The organism is Sabulibacter ruber (assembly GCF_017355955.1).
Taxonomy (GTDB): Bacteria; Bacteroidota; Bacteroidia; order Cytophagales; family Hymenobacteraceae; genus Nibribacter; species Nibribacter ruber_A.
Map to the genome: position 1 here is coordinate 49,922 of NZ_JAFFID010000007.1, position 21,662 is coordinate 71,583.

Sequence of the window (21,662 nt, forward strand, 5' to 3'; positions counted from 1 at the left end):
AAAAGGGCTTCAAAACAGAAAGGGCTGGCCATGTGGCCAGCCCTTTCTGTTTTACGGGAATTATGCCTTAGAATTGGAACCCACCTCTGAGCAGGAACTGGTTTTCTTCCTGTGAGGCGGCAAAGCCAACCGAGATCACAATCTGGTTCAAAGGCGAGAGCCAGATGCCTCCGCCGTGGCTTCGGTGCCACTTCTTGGAGTCTTCATTATCTACCCAAACCCGGCCAATGTCATGGAACCCGAACACCCCGATAGAGGCCGGGAAAAGGTATGTGGTAAAGCTGAACAGCCGCAGTCGAGCCTCTGTGTTGTTGTACAGGGTGCTTTGCCCACTAAAGCGGTTCCGGCGGTAGCCCCGCAGCATGGTTGGCCCATCCAGCATCTGCGCCTGGAAGAACTCAAAATCATTCCCAAACGTGTGGCCGCCCCCAAAACGGGTAGCCAGCGTTAGTTTCAACGGGATGCGCAGTGTCTGGTAAATGGCAAACTGCGAGTGCACCCGCGCCACATCTTCTGAGACCCGGTTGGTGCCTTTTAACAGATCAGCGGCCACTTGCCAGTACACCCCTTTGGCAGGTAAGGCCGGTAAATCGCGGGAGTCTAGCACGTATTCCAGTCTGGCGCCGGCGTAAGCGTGCGGCTCAAACAAATCGGGTACGCGGTCGGTTGCGTCTACCTGCTCAGACAGGAATCTGCCCGGGGTGCGCTCCACGTTCACGGTCTGGTAAGCCGGTCCCACAAAGATGGTTTCATAATCGCTCAGCTTTCTTCCGGCCAGAACATTGGCGTAGAACTGGGTTGACCGGAACCGCCAATAATCAATGTCTATGTCTGGGTTATAGGCCGTTTCATTGCCCAGCCCAAAGAAGTTCTCTGAATAACCCGGGCTCTTCCAGCTCACGTTCACTTTCAGGTCCAAGCCTAAACGCAGTTGCGGAAAGTGCGCGGCATAGTCTACCATGAACGATTGGGTGTTGAAGGCGTAGCTGGCTACCAGGCGCTGCATCATGCCATACGGCTCTTTCTGGAAGCCCTGGGTTTTCAGGAGCGCACCACCGCCTAGGATGAAACCATCGTCACGGTTGAAGCCAATGGTAGCCAAAGGACCTAGGTAGTTGTACCGGAAGCCCCGACGATCATACTGTACTGTAGGCCGCTTACGGGTAAAATTACGGGCTTCTGGACCTAACTGCAGCTTGGCCCCGTTGGGAGCATCGTACACGTAGGTGAAGCGGCGTAAGCCCAACACGCTGGAACTGTCAGTGATGACATCCTGGCCATCGCCACCAATAATGCGGAGGCGAATACCGTCTGTTGCTTTGCCCTCTACCTTAAACTGATCGGCTCCGCCCAGACCGTACAACCTGATTTCGCGGGTGTCTTCCGGCAAAAAACGGCGGCGGTATAGTTCGGCTTCCGGAGAGTCGCCTTGCTTTTTGTAGACGGTGACAAGGGTAGACCCGCCGGGCTCGCGCTGTACTTCAAAGCGCTCGTCCAGGTCTGTGCCTACTACGTCTACTTTCTGGGCCAGGAACTCATAGTAATCCTCGGCATCGCGCCTGATGTACGCCCGGCGCGCTTTGAGCGTGTTGGCCAGACGGGCTCCGGAAAGCTTCTGGATCTCGGGCGGGAGCTGGCGCACGGCTTCGTCAATGGCATCATCGGTGAGGAGAGCCCGCACGCTGTCTGCCATGGCAATCCAATCAGCGCGTTCCAGTTTGGTGAGGAAGTAGCGGTCAAAATAGCGGTTATTGAAGTTGAAGCCTTTTATGTCGCGCAGGCTCTCGTCAAACCCTTGCACCTTGGGCAAAATCCAGCGCCGGCTGGCAATGTTAGGAATCACGCCCTGGTTCACGAAGAAAGCCTGGTCACGGTCGCGGGGGATAGGTCTGTAGAGTTTGCCTTTGCCTTCTTTCTTGAACTCGGCCCACCGCCATTGGTCATCGTGGCGGTCCCAGTCGGCAATGAAGAAGTCTAGCAGGCGGGCGCGTAGGAGGCTGCGCTGGTCTACCACATCGTTCTGGTCTTCCAGGGTGTTCTCCAATACTTTGTCTGTGCCCACCACGTTCTCTGAGTTCCCAAAGCTGGCGATGTCAGAAACATCCTCATCAGGGCGCTCTTCAAACATGCCTATGGTGTTGGCGAAGCCTTTCAGGTATTTGCCAAAGCGCGGATCGTCTGGAATGACGAAGTACTGCGGATTGGTGTGGTACACGCCCACGGCATCGGCTAGCTTAGGCACTACCAAGGCACCGTACGGATGCGAGGCCGAGATTTGGTCTTTCACCACATCGGCGGCAATGGTCTGGCGCAGAATCCGGGGCAGGGCCGCATCTGGGTATTTCTCCACAGAACGCAACACGTACTGGCGGCCGGTGCTGTCTTCTAACCTAAGCGATACAGTCTGGAAACCACCACCGCGCTGCACTACTTTCAGACCTCCTTTTTGGGTTCCAATGTCAAAAACTGGCAAGGTAACCGGCGTGCTCCATTCTGGCCGGTAGTTTTCGCCCAATAGCCATTCCCGGAAACCGCTGGCTTTATACACTATGCTGGCGGGCAGCGTGGCTCTTTGCCCCGAGAAGTTCAGGTTCATTTTTTTGACCTGCGCCTCTATCTGTTTTTGGGTTAGTTTGCGGGAAAGCAGTGCCCGGTGAGCTACCTGTCCCTGGCCGCTGTTGGTATCTGGGGCGGTCCAGATCTCCAGCCAGGTTTCGCCGTTGGGGAAATAAAGCAGTTTGGCAAAGCCCGCAGAGGCCTGGGAGAAAAGCTGAGCGGCATCTTTATGGATATTTGATTTGTCCATGCCCACCCCGGTGGTGATGTAGTGGATGCTGTCCTGCATGCGATGCTCCAGCGCCGAAGAGTTGCCTTCTGCGTGTACCAGGCCTTTGTGCTGGGAGTACATGGTGGCAAGCTGACGGTGCATGAGCTGATGCTCCAGTTTTTTCATCTCCGGAGAAATGGTCATCACCACCAGCAGGTTTTTCTCTTCATTACTGCGGAGAACATCGTCTAAGGCCGCCAGCGTAGCGGTACCGCCGGTAGTGGCGCAACCACGCTGTTCTTCTTCCTCATCAATCCGGCGGTTGGGCATCAGCCACTGTGTGTCCATGAGGAGCAGGTGCACGTCATCGGTGAGGGGCACTTCAGCAGGGCCGGGGCAATGGTTTTCTGGCAGTACCAGTTTTTCGTTTTGCAGGTACTGGGCTATGAACCGCTCCTGGTTTCTTACTTCCTGCACTATACGGCCCTTGGCATCGTGCTCGCCGGGCATGAGAATGATCTTTCCTTTGTAGCCTTGCAGGTATGTAAGCTGTTGCTGTAACCGGGCCTCCAGTTCTTTGCGGTTGGGGGCAGATACGCTGGGCAAAGTGGCGGGCTGAAAAGGGTTGCCCACAAAAACAAGGGCGCTCTTGTCTCCGGCTTGTCTTAACTGGTTTTGCAGGAGAGGCAGGGGCGCGGCTGTATTCTGACCTGGCGACCATCTGCCGGCTAACAGTACCGTGTAAGAAGGAGAACCAGACGGAAGCGAGGGCAGTTGCGCCCATGCTATGATGGGGCTCAAAGCCCAAACGCAGAGTTGGAGAAGGATTACCCTGTAGGGTAAAAAGTCTTTCATATTCATGTGTTAAGGTGCTGGCTGTTCTTTTGTTTTAAGCATCTTTAGAAGAAAGCAGGCTTAAAACAGTTTGAACTTTGCATGGAAAAGCTGAGGATATCCAGGCACGTTTGCGGCTATTTACGCAGTTTTGGCAGTTGAAGGTTAGGACAAATACTGCTTTTGCGCCTTAGGGGAGATGAACCAGTACTTTTAGAGATAAAACAGGGAGAATTGCCCGCCTAAAGGAATAGACAGCCCGTTTTGTTTGTTCTGCTTTCAGAAGAACCATTTTATGCCCGCTTTAGACAAAGACCTCCGGAAAGCCATCTTAGCCTTGCCTTCTGCCCGCAAAGACAAACTCTTGCTACAGTTACTCACGCCTAACCAGTTGCTGCAGGAGCAATTGGCCTTTGAGTTGTTGGAGGGCCCCGAAGGATTGGAGACCAGACGGGAAGCCTTACGGGACCGCATCCAGAGCAGTGCCCAGGGCTTCTACTACAATGCCAATGACTTGCTTTCTGCTTTGCGGCAGCTGTGTCCGCTTCTGAGCAACCATGCCAAAGTCACCACTGATGTCTACGGAGAAATTAGCCTGCTGCTGTTGCTGCTTAGGGAAGTGTTGCGGCACCAGCAGCAATTCTTACAGGAACTTACCGGTGCTACTGAGGCGCTGGGCCTTTTCCTGGCCAAACGCGCCGAAGAAGCATTGCAAAAACTGTCTAAACTACACGAAGACCTGCACGTGGAGTTTGAGGACGAAGTAAACCAGGTGCTGCCTAAGCTTCATGCCTCCGCTGCCGGGTATGCTGCTAGAAAATTAGGCCTGCCGGTGACCTGGAACCAGTAAGGGAACAGAAGATCCTTCCATTTACCGGCTCGCTACTCTTTTGCATACCTCACAGAATACGAAAGGAGCGTTGCTGTTTCAGAGCTGTTTTTCAGGAAACAGCCCAAAAACAAAGCTGGTCTGGGGTTTCAGAAAAAGGATGAGAAGAAGTTAGGCAGCCTCCAGCCAGTAACTTTCGGGAACGCCTTGGTGCAGAGACCTGATGGTGAAAAGACAGCCCTCCAGATCGTTCTGCAGTTGACAGGCCCAAATGACCAGCACCTGCCACCCGGCAGCTTTCAGCTTTTCACGGTGCCGGCTATCTCTTTCCTGGTTACGGGTGAATTTCTCTGTCCAGAAAGGAAGGTTGGTTTTGGGCATGGCTGGTAAACAGTGCGGACACCGGTGCCAGAAACACCCATGAATGAAAATGGCCAGCCTGCGACCAGGATAACACACATCCGGCTTGCCCGAAGCCTGCTTCCAGTGTAGCCGATAACCGCGTAAACCGTTTTGCCAGAGCGCCCGCCGCAGCAGAAGTTCTGGTTGGGTGTGCTTGGCTTTGTTTCCACGCATGTACCGGCTTATCCGTTCCTGGGCAGTGAGCGGAGCAGCATCAGCGGCAACATACTTCTTCTTTTTCTTCGGCATACAGCTAGCGTGTGCAAAGAAAACAGAATTCGCCTCAGGAGAGTGCCTCCCCATGGCTTCTTTCTTTACGGCAGAGAGGCTTTGCGGCGAACAGGAATGAGATGAAAAGGAAGGAGCCGTTTTACAGCTGTTTTTTGGAAAACAGCTGTAAAACGGCTCCGGTAAGAAGAAAGTAACGTGACTGCCTCTTGTTAATTTTTGCTGAAACGGGTGACTTTGTGGTGAATGGCCGGAAGCTCCTGCAAGTAGGCATAGATGGCCTCCAGGTCTTCGCGTTCCATGCCCGCGTACATCATCCAGGGCATAATGGTGTTGAAGTCTCCCTTGGCCAGTGTTGGGGAATGATACGCTGAATCTGCGTACTGTTTAAACCGATTCACAAAGGCTTCTTTGGTCCAGTTTCCAATTCCTGTTTCTTTGTCTGGGGTGATGTTGGCAGACCGTAAAGTGCCAGCCGGCATCGCGAACTCCATTCCGCCGGAGAATTCTCTGCCAGGTATGTTCTGGCCTTTTTCTTTAGGGGAGTGACACTCGCCGCAAGCCGCCGCGGTTACCAGGTACTTGCCGTACAGCACTGTCTCTGTTTTGGCGGGCATTGGCTGCAGGTTTGCTTTCCTGGGCATCGTGTTCAGAATAAAGTTCATGGGAAACTCTGGCCGGGAATCTGGAATGTCGTTTTCAATGGCGGGCAACGTACGGATGTAAGAGATTACCGCTTCTATGTCTTCTTTGGCTAACTGGCCGTACAGGTGGTGGGGCATCACCGGGAACAGGGCCTTGCCGTCTTTGTCTACCCCAGAGGTAATGGCTCTGAAAAGTTCACCGTCGGTCCAGTCGCTGATGCCGGCGGGCGTGATGTTGCGGGCGAAGAAGGTACCCGGGAATCCCATGTTCTTGTTGAACTCCTCTCCACCCTTGCCCCAGGTTCCGTCCTTGGGCGGACCAGCGAATTTTGTCCAATCACGCTCTGAGTGACAGTCAATGCACACCATTACATTATGGGCCAGGTATCTGCCGCGGGCTATCTGGCTTTCATTGCTGGTAATCTTGATTTCCGGGGCTTCGCCTACGTTAGGTAAGGCTACCTTCACGTACGCCAAGGCAGATAGAACTATTACCAGCAGTCCAATTCCGCCTGCTAACAGGAATTTTCTGGCTTTTCTCATTTATCACTCAGCAGTTAATGACTTCTATGAATTTGTAAAAATTTTACTAAAAATCATAAAAAAACCTTGGGTGATAGAAACAAAAAGCCCCGCTTAGTAGTATAAGCGGGGCTTTTTGGCTTAAGCGAAAAAGAGGGTTATCTCACTTCTTCGGCTTCGCTGAAATGATTGCTGCTGGAAGACACCAATACAATGGCCCCAATAGCCACTGCCGCAACAGAAAGTACCAGCTGTACCGGGGTCATTTTCTGTCTTACCTTCAATAACATTCTACCTGCGTCTGATAACAGATCTGGTAGCACATCGTGGTTGCCTTGATACACATGCACAATAGACTCTACGGTTCTGGCAAAGTCTTTTGGCTGTATTAGCTGGGTAGAGGGATTCTGTGGTTGTTCCATAGTAGTTGTGTCTCTAGAGATGGTTAAGTTCTTACATAAAAAAATCCCGCTCTGCCTTAAGAGACAGGATCGGGATTTTTATACGCAAACGCAGCCGGTTAGGTCACGCTTTTTTTACAAGTTAGGCTACCTGCCCGCCTGCGCCACGCACAGCCTCGTTTATCTTCTGGATTATTTTCTCTGGGCTGAACATCATACTGGCCGGAAAGCTTACTTGTACGTTGTTGATCTGCAGTGTTTGGGAAGCTGCTTCGTATGCATAGTCAGCGGTTACGCCCTGCTTGGAAACCCGTCCTTTATCGCCCGCCAGCTCAATACCAGCCGCGCTCAGTTTGCCTTTAAGAGAGTTGTACAAGTCTGGGGTGATTCCGGTGTAGGTAGCACTGTTTGCCATAATAACTATTGAATTTAGGTTGGGTAGAATAATTTAACGCATGGCGCCTCTGCAAGGTTAACTCATGCTCACATGGCTTAAAGGTAGAGTTTTTCCTGCGGTTTTCCGTAAAGAGAAGTGCCTGGTTATGCCAGACCGGCTAACCTTTGGCGTCTTTTTGAGGTAAAGCTGAACTCTACAGACTACGCTTACATGAAGAGAAGGATTTTACTGGCACTGCTGGGAGTACTGTTCCTGTACGGACTGGTGAGCTTCTTTTTTACCCGAAACGGCTCTGACCAGGACAAGTCCATTCCTTCTTATGTAAATGGCCCCAGCCTGCTGAAGAACCCCCAGGACAGCGTGCTGGCCAGTGCCGGCCCTCACTACCAGATAAGTAAAGCTGGTGAGTTCTTTCTGGGAGAACACTACCGCAAGATCTGGGCGGTGCCGGTAAAAGCCAAGGTGTTCCATATGGGCGAGGCAAGGGGCGGGCTCTCTATTGAAAAACTTGGCGGCGGTATGCAAACCACCAGCCTTACCCTCACAGATGCCCAGGGCCGCCTGTTTGCGTTGCGTTCACTGGACAAAGACCCGGTAAGTGTGCTTCCTGCTTTCTGGCGCAAGACCTTTGTGGGCTCTTTTGTGCGGGATCAGGTTTCTGCCACTAATCCGTACGCGGCCCTGGTGGTGGAACCATTGGCGCAAGCTGCCGGTATCTTTCACCCCAACCCCGAGCTGGTGTACGTGCTGCCCTCAGACAAAGACTTCAGGCAATACTCCGGCATTTTCGGGAATAAGCTTTTCCTCATGGAGGAGAAGTTCACTTCCAAGGCATCGCTCACCAAAGAGTTTGGGCCGGCCACAGATCTGGTAGACACAGAAGAGATGCTTGTGCGTCGGTTCAAATCCAGCCGGCACCGCATAGACCAATGGGCATTCGCCCGGGCCCGTCTTCTGGATATGTTGGTCAGTGATTGGGACCGGCATGAGGGGCAATGGGACTGGGCCGTATATCCGCAGGGGAAAGAAGTCTGGTACAAACCCGTTCCCAAAGACCGCGACCAAGCCCTTTGTTTGTATGATGATGGCCTGATTCCCTGGCTGGCTACCCGCAAGTTTGCCGCCCGTAAGTTTGAATCTTTCCACGCCAACTTCAAAGATGTCTACGGCCTCACCATCAACGCCGCCTTCCTGGATGCCAGAGCCCTTTCTGAAGTAACGTTGATTGATTTCAGGAGACTGGCCCGCGAGATGCAGGTAAAACTGTCTGACTCTGTCTTGCGGGTGGCCGCCAGGCGTTTGCCGCCGCCGGTGTACCAACTGGTGGGAGAAGAAACCTTTCAGAAGTTGAGAAGCAGACGGCAGCAGTTGGTGCAGGTAGCCGAAGAATATTACCAGATCCTGGCTAAGGAAGTGGCAGTGGTAGGCTCTGATGAACCCGAGCGGTTTGTGGTGCAGCGTCTTTCCCAGGGGCGAACGGTGGTAGAAGTCTACCGGTTAGGAACCGGAAACGTGAACGGGGCCAAGGTCTACAGCCGCACGTTCTTTGCTACCGAAACCGAGCGGCTCAACCTATACGGCCTCAACGGAGACGATATCTTTGATGTGAAAGGAAGCGTCAACAAAGGCTCGTATGTGTATGTCTACGGTGGTACCGGAACCGATTTAGTGATTGACAAATCAAACGTAGACGGCTGGCGCAAAAAGACCGTGGTCGTAGATGAAACAGATGGCACAAAAATACAGCCCGGCCCCATCACCGATGCCCAGTTGGCCAGTTCCGCCTCTGACGTGCCTTCCTTTGTGCGCTTCAGAATCAGGTAAGGCTGTTTTTGACCTGGTTTTAGATAAACTGCCTTAAAACAGCGGTTGCCGCTGAGCTAGGCAAGACTTTGCAAAACTCTTACCAGGTCCTGAGCCCGCAACATGCCCCTGATGGCATGATCGCCAATGACCATGGTAGGCACGGCGGTTACCCTCACTTCTTCGGTGGCGTATCTGAGCGCTGCTTCATGGGCCGCTTTGTACCGGCGCGATGTCAACGCTTCTCTGAACGCCTCTGCGTCTAACCCTATCTCTGCGGCTAATTTTGTCAGTACTTCTATGTCTCCAATGTCCTGACTTTCCTGAAAGAAGGCGGTAAACATACGGTGATTATAGGCGTGTCCTTTGCCCTGCTCTTTCGCAAACTGGTACCCCTCAAACGCCAGATGCGTGTACGGCTGCGGGGAAACGGTTGGGAGTTGTATTTGCACGCCCAGTTCCTCTGCCATGGGATATACTGAGTTTGCCCAGGTAGTCTGCAGGTAATCTTCTTCCGGGCGCAACGTTGGGGTAGGGGCAGGCCTAAGCTCAAAGGGCATCCATTCTACTTCTACTTCCTTGCCCAGAATTCTTTCGGCTTTGAGCACTTCTTCTTCTGCTAAAAAGCAGTAAGGGCAAACATAGTCTGAGTAAACCTTGATTTTAGCCATACCAGGTAGCTGTTTTTCTTCTTTGTACTCTGCTTGGCTAGGAAAAGATGTTCTGTATTGGAGAAATTCAGCCTTGGGCAGCCCACTACATTAACTAAATTCTGACTATGCTTTTAAAGCTCTGTTCTCTGCAGTCCTGACTATTGTTTTTGGGGTGTTTACAGCAAATACGGCAAAAACCGGTTCAGGAGAATTTCCTGAGAAGGAGGCAAGAAACTCAATTAGATTCTTTTGTTGAAAACTCCTTTATCAGGTACTTACGCGTTATAAAAATTGAATATTGGAAAGAAAGCAAACAAAATAAAGCTTTAAATGCGGAGTTTATAAGAAAGATTTGGCTCTAATCTAATAATCTATAATTTCGCCAAAATCAGAATTTTTCACGTACCTCATAGATGAAATTATCGTACCAAAGCAGATGTGCCCTGAAAACCAGTAACAATTTGTTAATGGAGAAAGCATATTTGCTTATGCGAATTTTAGGTTATGTAGTATGAGGATGATTTTATAATTTGCCGCGATTTAGGAAAGTACTATCAATTTTTATGGATAAATACTCATATATAGCCAACGCACACGGAGCATATATTGATGAACTGTACAAGCAGTATCAGCAAGATCCAGGCTCGGTGGATTTTGGTTGGCAGAAATTCTTTGAGGGGTTTGATTTCTCCCAGAACTACCCCAGCGAAAACGGCGAAGCAACTACAGCTGCAAAGCCAGCCACAACCCCTGGCGCTACCCCCGGTGCTTCTGCCGGCGAGGTAGAAAAAGAAATCCAGGTTAGAAACCTTATTTACGCCTACCGCTCACGCGGTCACCTGCGTTCCAACACCAACCCGGTGCGTCCACGCAAAGACCGTAAAGCGCTTTTAGACCTGAAAGACTTCGGGCTTTCTGAGGCTGATCTGGACACTAAATTCCAGAGCGGCTCTGAGCTTGGTTTAGGCACAGCCACTCTGCGCGACATTGTAGCCACCCTTAAGAAGGTGTACGAAGGCACCATCGGGTTTGAGTACATGTACATCCGCGACCCAGAGGTGCTGGAGTGGTTCAAGCAGAAAGCAGAAAGCGAATCAGTAAGCTTTAATCCTTCCGTTGAATATAAAAAACGCATTCTGTCTAAACTGAACGAGGCAGTAGTGTTTGAGAACTTCCTGCACACCAAATTTTTGGGGCAGAAACGCTTCTCTCTGGAAGGTGGCGAAACTACTATTCCAGCTTTGGATGCCATCATTGACAAAGGTGCTGAGCTTGGCGTTCAGGAAGTAGTGATTGGGATGGCGCACCGCGGTCGTTTGAACGTGCTGGCCAACATCATGGGGAAAACCTATGAGCAGATCTTCTCTGAATTTGAGGGAACTGCCGTGCCAGACCTGACCATGGGCGATGGTGACGTAAAATACCACATGGGCTTCTCCAGCGAGATTGACACACCATATGGACACAAAATCAACCTGAAACTGGCTCCAAACCCATCGCACTTAGAGGCGGTGAACCCGGTGGTAGAAGGTTTTGTGCGCGCCAAACTGGATTCCATGTATGGCCGTGACACCAATAAGATCCTGCCTATTCTCATCCACGGTGATGCCGCGGTAGCAGGTCAGGGTATTGGCTACGAGGTTACCCAGATGGCCAAACTGGAAGGTTACAGCACCGGTGGTACTATCCACTTCGTGATCAACAACCAGGTAGGCTTCACAACTGACTTTGAAGACGCCCGTTCTTCTATCTACAGCACTGATTTAGCGAAGATCATTGACGCGCCGGTGCTGCACGTGAACGGTGATGATCCGGAAGCAGTAGTGTTTGCCGTACGCCTGGCTACTGAGTACCGTCAGCGGTTCCACAATGATATCTTCATTGACATGGTGTGCTATCGCCGCCATGGCCACAACGAGGCAGATGAGCCTAAGTTCACTCAGCCTCAGTTGTACAACCTCATCTCTAAGCACCCTAACCCACGCGAGATTTACAACAAATCATTGGTGAGCCGCGGTGAGGTAGACGCTAAGTTAGCCGATGAGATGGATCAGCAGTTCCGTCAGATGCTACAAGAGCGTCTGGACATGGTAAAACAAGAGCCACTGCCTTACAATTACCAGGTTCTGGAGAAAGAGTGGCAGGAACTGCGCCGTTCTAAGCCAGAGGATTTCCACCAGTCGCCAGAAACCGGTATTCCGGTAGAGGCTATTGAGAAAGTAGGAAAAGCCTTGGCTTCATTGCCAGAGAACTTCAAGCCGCTGAAGCAGATTGAGAAGCTCATCAAAGAGCGCCAGGATATGTTCTTCAACAACCGTGCGTTGAACTGGGCCTCAGCTGAATTGCTGGCGTACGGTTCCATTCTGTTGGAAAACAAGATTGTGCGCATGAGCGGACAGGATGTGCGCCGTGGTACTTTCTCGCATCGCCACGCGGTGTTGCGTGATGCAAATACCAACGCGGCTTACACCAACCTGAACCACATCCAGGAAAACCAGCAGCAGTTGCAGATCTACAACTCCCTGCTTTCTGAGTATGGCGTGTTGGGCTTTGAGTTCGGTTATGCCATGGCTAACCCGAACGCCCTAGTGATCTGGGAAGCGCAGTTCGGTGACTTTGCCAACGGTTCACAGGTGATGATTGACCAGTTCATCTCGTCTACTGAATCTAAGTGGCAGCGCATGAATGGTCTGGTGATGTTGTTGCCGCACGGCTACGAAGGCCAGGGACCAGAGCACTCCAATGCCCGTCCGGAGCGCTTCCTGCAGTTGGCCGCTGAATACAACATGTACGTGACCCAGTGCACCACCCCGGCTAACTTCTTCCATATGCTGCGCCGTCAGTTGGCTACACCGTACCGCAAGCCATGTATCCACATGTCGCCAAAGTCTATGCTGCGTCACCAGAACGTGATGTCGCCAATTGAAGACTTCGCCCAGGGATCTTTCCAGGAGGTGATTGGCGATGCGTACGCAGATGCGAAAGCCGTAACCAAAGTGTTGTTGTGTACTGGTAAAGTATACTATGACCTGCTGGAAGAGCAGCAGAAAACCAACCGCAAAGATGTAGCCATCATCCGTCTGGAGCAGCTGCATCCGTTCCCAGAAGTACAGTTGGTGCGTGAGCTGGAGAAATATCCAGAGGCACAAATCATCTGGGTACAGGAAGAGCCTTATAACATGGGTGCCTGGACCTACATCCTGAGCGTAATGCGCAAAAACATTGATGATGTGGTATCCCGTAAGCCAAGCTCATCTCCGGCTACCGGTTACAACAAAATCCACCAGAAAGAGCAGCGCGCGGTGGTTGAAAAAGCATTCAGCATCTAATTAAAGATAAAGAGTTGTTTTGGTCCTGTTTTCCAGAAAACAGGACCAAAACACTTAAGTGATCATCTTAAGCCAAAAAGAAGATATGAGCTTAGAAGTAAAAGTACCAGTGGTTGGGGAATCCATCACGGAAGTGACCATCGCGAAATGGTTGAAACAAGACGGCGATCAGGTTGCCATGGATGAGGTGATCTGCGAGCTGGAGTCAGATAAAGCTACCTTTGAATTGCCCGCTGAAGCCGCTGGTATTCTTAGAATCAAAGCCCAGGAAGGTGATACCATTCCAATTGGAGAGGTAATCTGTACCATTGACGGTGCTGGCCAAGGTGCTTCTGCTCCTCAGCCAACCACTGTTTCTACGCAACACACCCTTACTGAAAATAAAAGTGTGACAGATCCGCAGAGCACTATTGCCGCGGAGCATACTCCTAGCCACGGCACGCAGAACCAGGCTACCACGGGTGGCGGTACTGGCCAGACCCTGGAGGTGAAAATCCCAACGGTGGGCGAGTCTATCACTGAGGTAACGATCTCTAAGTGGCTGAAGTCTGACGGAGACCAGGTGGCCATGGACGAAGTGCTGTGTGAACTGGAGTCTGACAAAGCTACGTTTGAATTGCCTGCCGAGGCTGCCGGTGTACTGCGCATTGTTGCCCAGGAAGGTGACACCGTAGAGATTGGCGCTACCATCTGCCGCATTGAAGTAGGTGCTGGTTCTGGCGTGGTTACTTCTCCGGCTCCGCAAACTACTGCTCCATCGGCCCAGCCTGCTCAAGCTGCCACTGCTGCAACTTCAGGGGCTACTACCTATGCCAGCGGTACGCCATCTCCGGCGGCTGGTAAAATCCTGGCTGAGAAAGGACTTGATGCTGCTGCCGTAGCTGGTACAGGCCGTGATGGTCGCATTACCAAAGAAGATGCCCAGAACGCCCAGGCTCGTCCGGCGCCTCAGCCTGCTGCCGCTCCTGCCGCACCTGCTGCCAAAGAATCTGCGGCTCCGGCTCCGGCCGCTGCGGGTTCACGCAACAGCCGCCGCGAGAAAATGAGCAGCTTGCGCAAGACAGTTGCCCGCCGTCTGGTAGCGGTGAAAAATGAAACGGCCATGTTGACTACCTTCAACGAGGTAGACATGAAACCGATCATGGACATCCGGGCCAAATACAAAGACAAGTTCAAAGAGAAGCACGAAGTAGGCTTAGGTTTCATGTCGTTCTTCGTGAAGGCTTGTACCGTAGCTCTGCAAGAGTGGCCAGCGGTAAACGCCCAGATTGACGGGGGCGAGATCGTGTACAACGATTTCTGCGACGTTTCCATTGCCGTTTCTGCGCCTAAAGGTCTGGTGGTGCCGGTGATTCGCAACGCCGAAGGCCTGAGCCTGGATGGTATCGAGAAAGAGGTTGTTCGTCTGGCCAAGCGTGCCCGTGAGAACAAACTGGGCATTGATGAGATGACCGGTGGCACGTTCACCATCACCAACGGTGGGGTGTTTGGGTCTATGATGTCAACGCCCATCATCAACGCGCCGCAATCGGCTATCCTGGGGATGCACAACATCGTGAACCGTCCGGTGGCTATCAACAACCAAGTGGAAATCCGCCCGATGATGTACCTGGCCTTGTCTTACGATCACCGCATCATTGACGGTCGTGAGTCAGTGAGCTTCCTGGTACGCGTGAAAGAGTTGCTGGAAGATCCAATGCGTTTATTACTCGGAGTCTAACTCGTGTTTTAGGCGTGTTTCCTAGAAAATAAGTTAAAAACGAAAAGGCTCTGTGCTGCTTCCTGTAAGTGGGTACGGAGCCTTTTCTTCACATAAAAAGAAGAATCATGAAATACGATGTAACGGTAATCGGTTCAGGACCGGGAGGCTACGTGGCCGCTATCCGCTGTGCGCAGTTGGGCCTGAAAACAGCCATTATTGAGAAATATTCAGTACTGGGCGGTACCTGCCTGAACGTAGGCTGTATTCCGTCTAAAGCTTTATTGGATTCATCTGAGCACTTCCACAATGCCGCGCATACCTTCAAGACGCACGGCATTGAATTGGATAACCTCAAAGTGAACCTGGAGCAGATGATTGCCCGCAAAGGTGACGTGATCAAGTCTAACAATGACGGCATTGCGTACCTCATGAAAAAGAACAAGGTAGACGTGTACAACGGCCTTGGCTCTTTCGTGAACAAAAACACCATCAAAATCACCGGGCAAGACGGTGCCGAGCAGCAGATTGAGACGGAGAAAACCATCATCGCGACGGGTTCTAAGCCTATCAACCTGCCATTCCTGCCCGTAGACAAGAACCGCATTATCACTTCTACTGAGGCCTTGACCTTGAAAGAAGTACCAAAACACCTGATCGTAATTGGCGGTGGGGTGATTGGGCTGGAGTTAGGTTCTGTGTACGCCCGCTTAGGCGCGAAGGTGTCTGTAGTGGAGTATACCGATGCCATCATTCCCACCATGGACCGTTCTCTTGGAAAAGAATTGCAGCGTGTGCTGAAAAAGACCTTAGGCTTTGAGTTCTTCTTCGGGCACAAAGTGACCGGGGCCGAAGTGCAAGGCGAAGGTGTAGTAGTAACCGCTGAGTCTCCTAAAGGTCAAACCGTCACATTTGAGGGGGACTACTGCTTAGTATCAGTTGGCCGTAAGCCTTATACCGAAAGCTTGGGTCTGGAGAATGCCGGGGTACAATTGGGCGAGCGCGGCATGATTGCCGTAGATGACCATCTGCAAACCAGCGTGCCGGGCATCTACGCCATTGGTGACGTGATACGCGGTGCTATGCTGGCACACAAAGCCGAAGAAGAAGGGGTACTGGTCGCTGAGATCATGGCGGGCCAGAAGCCGCACATCAACTACAACCTGATTCCGGGTGTGGTATACACCTGGCCAGAAGTGGCGGGTGTAGGCTTCACTGAGGAGCAGTTGAAGGCGCAAGGTGTTGCATACAGAGCAGGTTCGTTCCCATTCAAAGCCTCGGGCCGCGCCAAAGCGTCTATGGACACCGATGGCTTCGTGAAAGTACTGGCAGATGCGCAGACAGATGAAATCCTGGGCGTGCACATGATCGGGCCACGTGCCGCAGACATGATCGCGGAGGCGGTAGTTGCTATGGAGTTCCGGGCTTCTGCAGAAGATATCGCCCGCATGAGCCACGCGCACCCAACGTATACAGAGGCTATGAAAGAAGCCTGTTTAGCCGCTACTGAGAACAGAGCTATTCATATCTAAAGTTCTTTAAATAATTAAATACAAAAGCCCAGCCGAATCAAACGGCTGGGCTTTTGTATTTAGGGGTACAGAAAATTGTCAACTCTTGTTAGATTTACATTAATCTTGTACTATAGTTTACTTCAATACAATATTTAATCCTTTATATGAAGCACCTCTTACTGCAGGCGTTTGTATTTATTTTGTGCTGCTTAATTAGCCCTGCGCAGGCGCAGATAGTTTCCTCGGTGAAATCCATAGGTTCAGAAAGCTATGACTACCCTGCAAAAGTTGTGGTAGATGCAAACGGCTGGACATATGTTGTCGGGCATATTGGAGGAAGTAATGGTGCAGCTTTTGATGGTATCGCACAGCGGAAAAAAGGAGGCTTTATTGCAAAATACGGGAAAGACAAAAAAGCAGTATGGGTTAAAGACGATGGGAACAGCAGTCTTGATCATAGGTACACAGACCTGGCAGTTGATGCAGAGGGCAACGTAGTTGTTGTTGGGCAAGGAGCAGACGCACAGGTTTTCAGTTTTTCCCTTCTTAAACTTGACAGCAAAGGGAATGTGAAATGGCAAAAGGAATTCAACGGCAATGGGTTTACAGGAGGGAGAGGCAAAAGCTTAGCTATTGACAAAGAAGGTAACATCTATGTAGTTGGCTCCTTCTTTGGCGATAATTTCATGGGAATACCCCTGCCATTGAATGTGCCGGCAAAAACATCAGAGAGAGACTTTCTTGGAAAGTTTACGTCAGAAGGAGAAGTTGTTTGGTTTAAAAGCTCGCCTAACTACAATTTACAGTACCTGGATGTAAAGCTAGATAGTGAAGGAAACGTAGTCACCGGAGGGGCATTTCTTGGCAGGGCCACTTTGAATGAATTTACAATGGAGGGAGCTAAACCGGAAGATGCGTCTAATCCATTTTTAACCACCCAATTTATTTCCAAACAAGACGCATCAGGAAAGGTGGTGTGGGCAAAGGCACTTCCCTTTATCTTTTATACCATGGATAACGGGGGATTAGTACTTGACAATACCAATAACATCTACCTTGCTATCAGTGCCACCTCTGATATTCGGGTAAATGCAGTCCAGGTAGATGACGTTCGGATTGAAGGTTCTAATGCGGGTAACTGCATTTTGTTAAAGTTTGACCCCACTGGGAAAGCCACTTGGGCAACCAAAATAGCAGGTGTTAAGAAAGGGGAGTTTAACAGCTTTATACAGCCTACTGAATTGGTGTATGGCAATAATGCTCTCTACCTGTCGGGTGTTTTTGCGGGAGGCATTATCACTGAAAAAGACACTATATTTGGTACGGCTCCTACCAACCTTGTCCAAGACATATTTCTAAGCAAAATAAGCCTTCTCGGGGAAAAGGCCTGGCTGGTAAATTACTTTGGAGAACAGCCCGAAATAGCCTTCAATCCCAGCCAGAAAGAACTAGTATTTGCGGGTACGTTCAAAGACAGGCTATTGGTTGAAAACAGATTGCTGCAGGGGGCTGGCTTGGATGACATCTTCATCACCCATCTCATTGATAGCAGTAGTGCCCAGGCCACAAGAGTAAGTGGTAGAGTGTTCAATGATAAAAATGGGAACTGTAGGCTTGACAAGAATGAACAAGGCTTTGCAAACGTATTGGTAAAAGCGGTACCCGGTGATTTTTATGGGATTACTAACAGTTTAGGGGAGTACTCAATTCGGTTAGAACCCGGAAAGTACCGGATATCACCTTTGTTTAGCCAAACTTCAAAAACAGCAATTAGGCAGGTGTGTAGTCCTGCGTTAACAGTTACTACTTCTGAAAACCTGAGTGAAGTCAAGAACTTAAACTTTGGCACAGAGGTACTAGAGTGTTCTCAAATCACAATTGATATAGCCGCTGACCGCCGCCGACGCTGCTTCCGAAGCAATACCACCGTTACTTACACCAATGAGGGCACCGCAGCGGCCCATAACGTCAAGATCAAAGTCATTTACCCAAAATATGTAGTGCCCATCAGCAGTAGTTTGCCTTGGGTAGCCCGGCAAGATTCTGCGCTGATTTTTGAAGTAGGCACCCTGAAGCCAGGTGAGCGCAAAAGTTTTACCATTGCAGATTCTACCATTTGCGGAGATGAAACCATCAGGGGGTTGAGCCAGTGCGTGAAAGCGTTTATCACTCCTCGTAACTCCTGTACTCCCCAGAGCCAGGAGTGGAATCAGGCGAGCGTATCACTTGCGGCCAACTTCACCAATCAGCAGCAGACGGCAGAATTTACCATTTTCAATGAAGGGGTTGGTGATATGGCTGATAGCACAGGATATCGGGTGTACGCGAACGCTGCTTTGGTGAAGGAAGGAAAGGTAAAGCTCAGGAAAGGAGCCTCTACTACCCTGGAGATTCCGGCCCAGGTAGTCACTTACCGGTTAGAGGCAGACCAGGTGCCACACCATCCCGGCCAAAGCCGGCCAACTATAAGTTTGCAGCCAACTAACATCCCGGCCAATCATCCATCCATGGCGATGCCCTTGCCCATTGATGATTTCTACCAGGATGATGCCGATGCCGAGGTGGATATTTCCTGCTTAGAGATTCTGGATAGTTTTGATCCCAATGACAAACAGGTGAGCCCCAAAGGAATTTCTTCACGCCACTACATCAAAGCCGAAGATGAGTTGGAGTATTTAATCCGTTTTCAGAATACTGGTACAGATGTGGCGTATAATGTGGTAGTGAAAGACACCATTAGCGAGCATCTGGATATCGCTTCATTGCGGGTGGGCTCGGCCTCGCATCCTTTTACCTATACGGTAACAGGCAAGGGCAAACCCGTAGTGACGTTCACCTTTAAAAACATCAACCTGCCAGACCATAAAACAAATGAGCCGGGCAGCCATGGGTTTGTGAAGTTCTCTATTGCGCAGAATCCCGGCAATTCCAAAGGAACCGTGATCAAAAACACCGCCCATAACTATTTTGATTTTAACAGCCCTATCGCTACCAATGAAGTCACCAACATCATAGGAGATACAGTGCTTGTTTCACCCGTGGCGGTTGCGGTGACTGATTGCGGAATAGAGGAACCCACTATTTCCAGAGCCGGAAGCGACATTAGCCTATGTGAAACTAGTCAGGCTGTCTTGCAGGGAAACATACCTGCCAAAGGAGTTGGTAAATGGAGAGTAGTTAGCGGCCAGGCCTTTATTGCAGACCCTGGAAATCCTAACTCTGCCGTTCAGGCCATTGGGTATGGTGAGACGGTCCTGGAGTGGACCATCACTTTATGTAAAAAGATCTCCAGCAGCCAGGTGAAAATCTTCAGGTACCAATTGCCCTCTTCCCCAGTGATTGCGGAGGTGCCATTGCAGTGTGAGGGCGATGCCTTGATGCCTTTGGTGGCGACAGGGGCCAACATAACCTGGTATTCAGATGCTGCCAGACAACAGAAGATTGCTGCCGGCAATCAATTTACCCCATCGGTGACAAGTAGTGCCACACTCTATGCTACCCAAACCATTAATGGGTGCGAAGGACCAGTTATGGCAGTGGAGGTAAGAATACAGCCTAAAAAGATAGATTTTGTTGTAAACGGGGACACCTTAGCGGCTCCGCAGGCAGACAGTTACCAGTGGTTTTTCAATAATGAACCCATGCAGAATTCAAGAGTGCAGAAACTAGTGGCGAAGAACTCGGGCTTCTATAAGGTGCAAACGGTTACTAATGGCTGCATATCAATAAGTGAGAATCTAAAGCACAGCATCCTGTTGGCTGCTTCAGAGCTCAAGGTTCAACCTAATCCTGTTCCCGAGGAGCTTTTCTTAACCTTCTCCTCTAATGCCACGGGTCAGGTACAGTTTGCGGTTAGAAGTCAGTTGGGAGTAGAGGTGATGCGCTTAGAGGCCGAGAAAAACCTGACGGTTCTGGAGAAAACCCTAGACGTGACTAGCCTGGTACCTGGCATGTATGTCTTAGAGGTTAGACTAGGAAAAGAAGTGCTGAGGTATAAGTTTGTGAAGCTTTGATGCCGTAAATTCGGTTCTTGCCTGAAAGGGATAAAAAAGAGAAGGCCTCTCCTGCATTTAAGAGAGGCCTTCTCTTTTTGTTTTAGAGCTCTTTCAAGGAAAGTAGCCCCGAAACAGAGACTAGAAGTTCCAGCCTACCGTAGCCACAAAGTTAGTGTTTTTGTGCTTGTTCACCACAGTTGGGGTGGTGACGTTGTAGAACTCAGAGTTTTCGTCATCAAACTCAGTATTCACATAAGGGGTGTACACGCTGTTGTATTTGCTGTACACCAAAGCGGCATCAACGAAGAAGTTATTTTGTCTGATTCCCACACCTCCGGTCACAAAAGTCTTGGCCTGGTTTACGTCGCTGTTTTTGAAAGGATCACCGTACAGAGCGTAACCAGCTCTCACTCTGAACACATCAAAGCGGGCCTCGGCACCTAAGCGGTAGTTCAGGGTTTTGTCATACAGGTTCTTGATGGCCTGGTTTTCGTTCTGGAAAGAATCATCAGAATCCAGACGAGCGCTGGTATAGTCAACGTACTCTACATCGGCGGTGATGAAACCGTTTTTGCCTAAGAATACTGCTGCGCCCCCGGTAGCTCTGAACGGAGTAGTGATGTTGTACTCATACTCACCCGGGTCTGCCGCGAAGAACTGGTTCAGAGATGCATTGTCATCTGGCGCCTGGTTGAAGTTCACCGCCAAGCTGGTGTTGAACTGGTCGGTCAGGGTGTACCAGGTTGGGGTCTGCACGGAGAACCCTAGCCGTAAGGCATCATTGGGTCTATAGATAGCACCTACTCTCAGGCTAAGGCCGGTACCTTCTGTGGTAAGCTCATCTCTAAGCGTTAAGTCGGTGATATCGGTAGCCGGGTTTTCTTCCCGGTAGATTCTGGTCTGTTTAAAGCGTAAAGTGGTCAAACCAACAGAGGCACCCAGAAACAACTTATCGCGGAAGCTGGCCCCATAGGCAAAGTCCCATTGGTTCTGAGCCCCATCAGACTGAATGTTCTCCTCAAAAGGGTTTGTGGCTACCAGATTGGGAGAGATGTAATATCCGTCGTCTTCCTGATCAATCAGATAAGTCTCGTAAGCCAGTTCCTGAAGAGAGTTTGGCGTGAGGCCAAACGCATTGGCTCTTTGGGCGGCATACTCGCCAAACTTCATGTTTTCCAACGGGCCAGTGGCCCGATAGAAAGTACGCTGGTTGAAGTTGTTGAGCCGGGTAAAACCAACCCCGAAAGAGCTGGACCGCCAGTCACCTTCCTCGTCATCTGCTTTGCGGGTGGCAAACACGGCGGAAAGGTTAGGGATGTTCAGGTTATTGCGGTTGTTCATGGCCTCAGAGCCATACACCGTACTGGTTACTTCATTGAAGTTAATTCCCGCGGAAACCGTGATTTCAGAACGTCTGAACAAACCTAGACCGGCTGGGTTGCTGGAAAGGTTACCGGCTTCGCCACCAAGGGCCACGTTGGCGCCACCAATACCCATGGTGCGGGCGGTTCCGCCAAACTCAGTGCGGGAATAACGAAGAGCATCTACCTCATTTTGGGCAAAGCTCTTTCCGGCACTGCCTAGCAACGCCAGGCAGGCCAAAAGAAAGCTATATCGTTTCATGTAGTGTGTTGAAAAAAGAGGG

At 50.7% G+C, this 21,662-nt stretch carries 13 protein-coding genes; 6 read left to right on the forward strand and 7 right to left on the reverse strand.

The annotated features are described in order from the left end of the window. Positions 1-67: 67 nt before the first annotated feature. Positions 68-3,622 (reverse strand): BamA/TamA family outer membrane protein, encoded by a 3,555-nt coding sequence (locus tag JT719_RS23385; protein WP_207436192.1) that lies wholly within the window; start codon positions 3,620-3,622, stop codon positions 68-70. Positions 3,623-3,896: 274 nt separating this feature from the next. On the opposite strand from JT719_RS23385, the gene JT719_RS23390 reads away from it, so the two are divergent. After that, positions 3,897-4,451: a hypothetical protein gene (locus JT719_RS23390; RefSeq protein ID WP_207436193.1), complete on the forward strand. Its 555-nt coding sequence runs from the start codon at positions 3,897-3,899 to the stop codon at positions 4,449-4,451. Positions 4,452-4,601: 150 nt separating this feature from the next. On the opposite strand, the gene JT719_RS23395 is transcribed toward JT719_RS23390, so the two are convergent. The 4 genes from JT719_RS23395 to JT719_RS23410 form a co-directional block, all read right to left on the reverse strand. Then, complete coding sequence (locus tag JT719_RS23395; protein WP_207436194.1) at positions 4,602-5,081, reverse strand: very short patch repair endonuclease; 480 nt, start codon at positions 5,079-5,081, stop codon at positions 4,602-4,604. Positions 5,082-5,272: 191 nt separating this feature from the next. Then, positions 5,273-6,247 (reverse strand): c-type cytochrome, encoded by a 975-nt coding sequence (locus tag JT719_RS23400; protein ID WP_207436195.1) that lies wholly within the window; start codon positions 6,245-6,247, stop codon positions 5,273-5,275. A 137-nt stretch (positions 6,248-6,384) separates the two neighbouring features. After that, a complete protein-coding gene (locus JT719_RS23405) occupies positions 6,385-6,648 on the reverse strand; it encodes a hypothetical protein (protein ID WP_207436196.1) in 264 nt (87 codons plus the stop codon). Between the two features lie 121 nt (positions 6,649-6,769). After that, entirely contained in the window at positions 6,770-7,042 is a 273-nt protein-coding gene (locus tag JT719_RS23410) for a hypothetical protein (protein ID WP_207436197.1), read from the reverse strand. Between the two features lie 192 nt (positions 7,043-7,234). On the opposite strand from JT719_RS23410, the gene JT719_RS23415 reads away from it, so the two are divergent. Next, on the forward strand, positions 7,235-8,848 hold the full coding sequence (locus JT719_RS23415; RefSeq protein ID WP_207436198.1) for a hypothetical protein: 1,614 nt from the start codon (positions 7,235-7,237) through the stop codon (positions 8,846-8,848). A gap of 56 nt (positions 8,849-8,904) precedes the next feature. Here the strand turns inward: JT719_RS23415 and JT719_RS23420 are convergent, their stop codons facing one another. Beyond that, entirely contained in the window at positions 8,905-9,498 is a 594-nt protein-coding gene (locus tag JT719_RS23420; protein WP_207436199.1) for a DsbA family oxidoreductase, read from the reverse strand. A gap of 545 nt (positions 9,499-10,043) precedes the next feature. On the opposite strand from JT719_RS23420, the gene JT719_RS23425 reads away from it, so the two are divergent. The 4 genes from JT719_RS23425 (at position 10,044) to JT719_RS23440 (ending at position 20,035) form a co-directional block, all read left to right on the forward strand. Continuing rightward, on the forward strand, positions 10,044-12,809 hold the full coding sequence (locus JT719_RS23425; RefSeq protein ID WP_207436200.1) for a 2-oxoglutarate dehydrogenase E1 component: 2,766 nt from the start codon (positions 10,044-10,046) through the stop codon (positions 12,807-12,809). An 85-nt stretch (positions 12,810-12,894) separates the two neighbouring features. Then, positions 12,895-14,529, forward strand: a complete 1,635-nt coding sequence (gene odhB, locus JT719_RS23430) for a 2-oxoglutarate dehydrogenase complex dihydrolipoyllysine-residue succinyltransferase (protein WP_207436201.1) — start codon at positions 12,895-12,897, stop codon at positions 14,527-14,529. Positions 14,530-14,636: 107 nt separating this feature from the next. Next, positions 14,637-16,040, forward strand: coding sequence for a dihydrolipoyl dehydrogenase (lpdA, locus tag JT719_RS23435; protein ID WP_207436202.1), 1,404 nt, complete (start codon positions 14,637-14,639; stop codon positions 16,038-16,040). Between the two features lie 146 nt (positions 16,041-16,186). Next, entirely contained in the window at positions 16,187-20,035 is a 3,849-nt protein-coding gene (locus JT719_RS23440; protein WP_207436203.1) for a DUF7619 domain-containing protein, read from the forward strand. Between the two features lie 120 nt (positions 20,036-20,155). On the opposite strand, the gene JT719_RS23445 is transcribed toward JT719_RS23440, so the two are convergent. Continuing rightward, positions 20,156-21,640, reverse strand: coding sequence for an OmpP1/FadL family transporter (locus JT719_RS23445; RefSeq protein WP_207436204.1), 1,485 nt, complete (start codon positions 21,638-21,640; stop codon positions 20,156-20,158). Between the last annotated feature and the right edge of the window lie 22 nt (positions 21,641-21,662).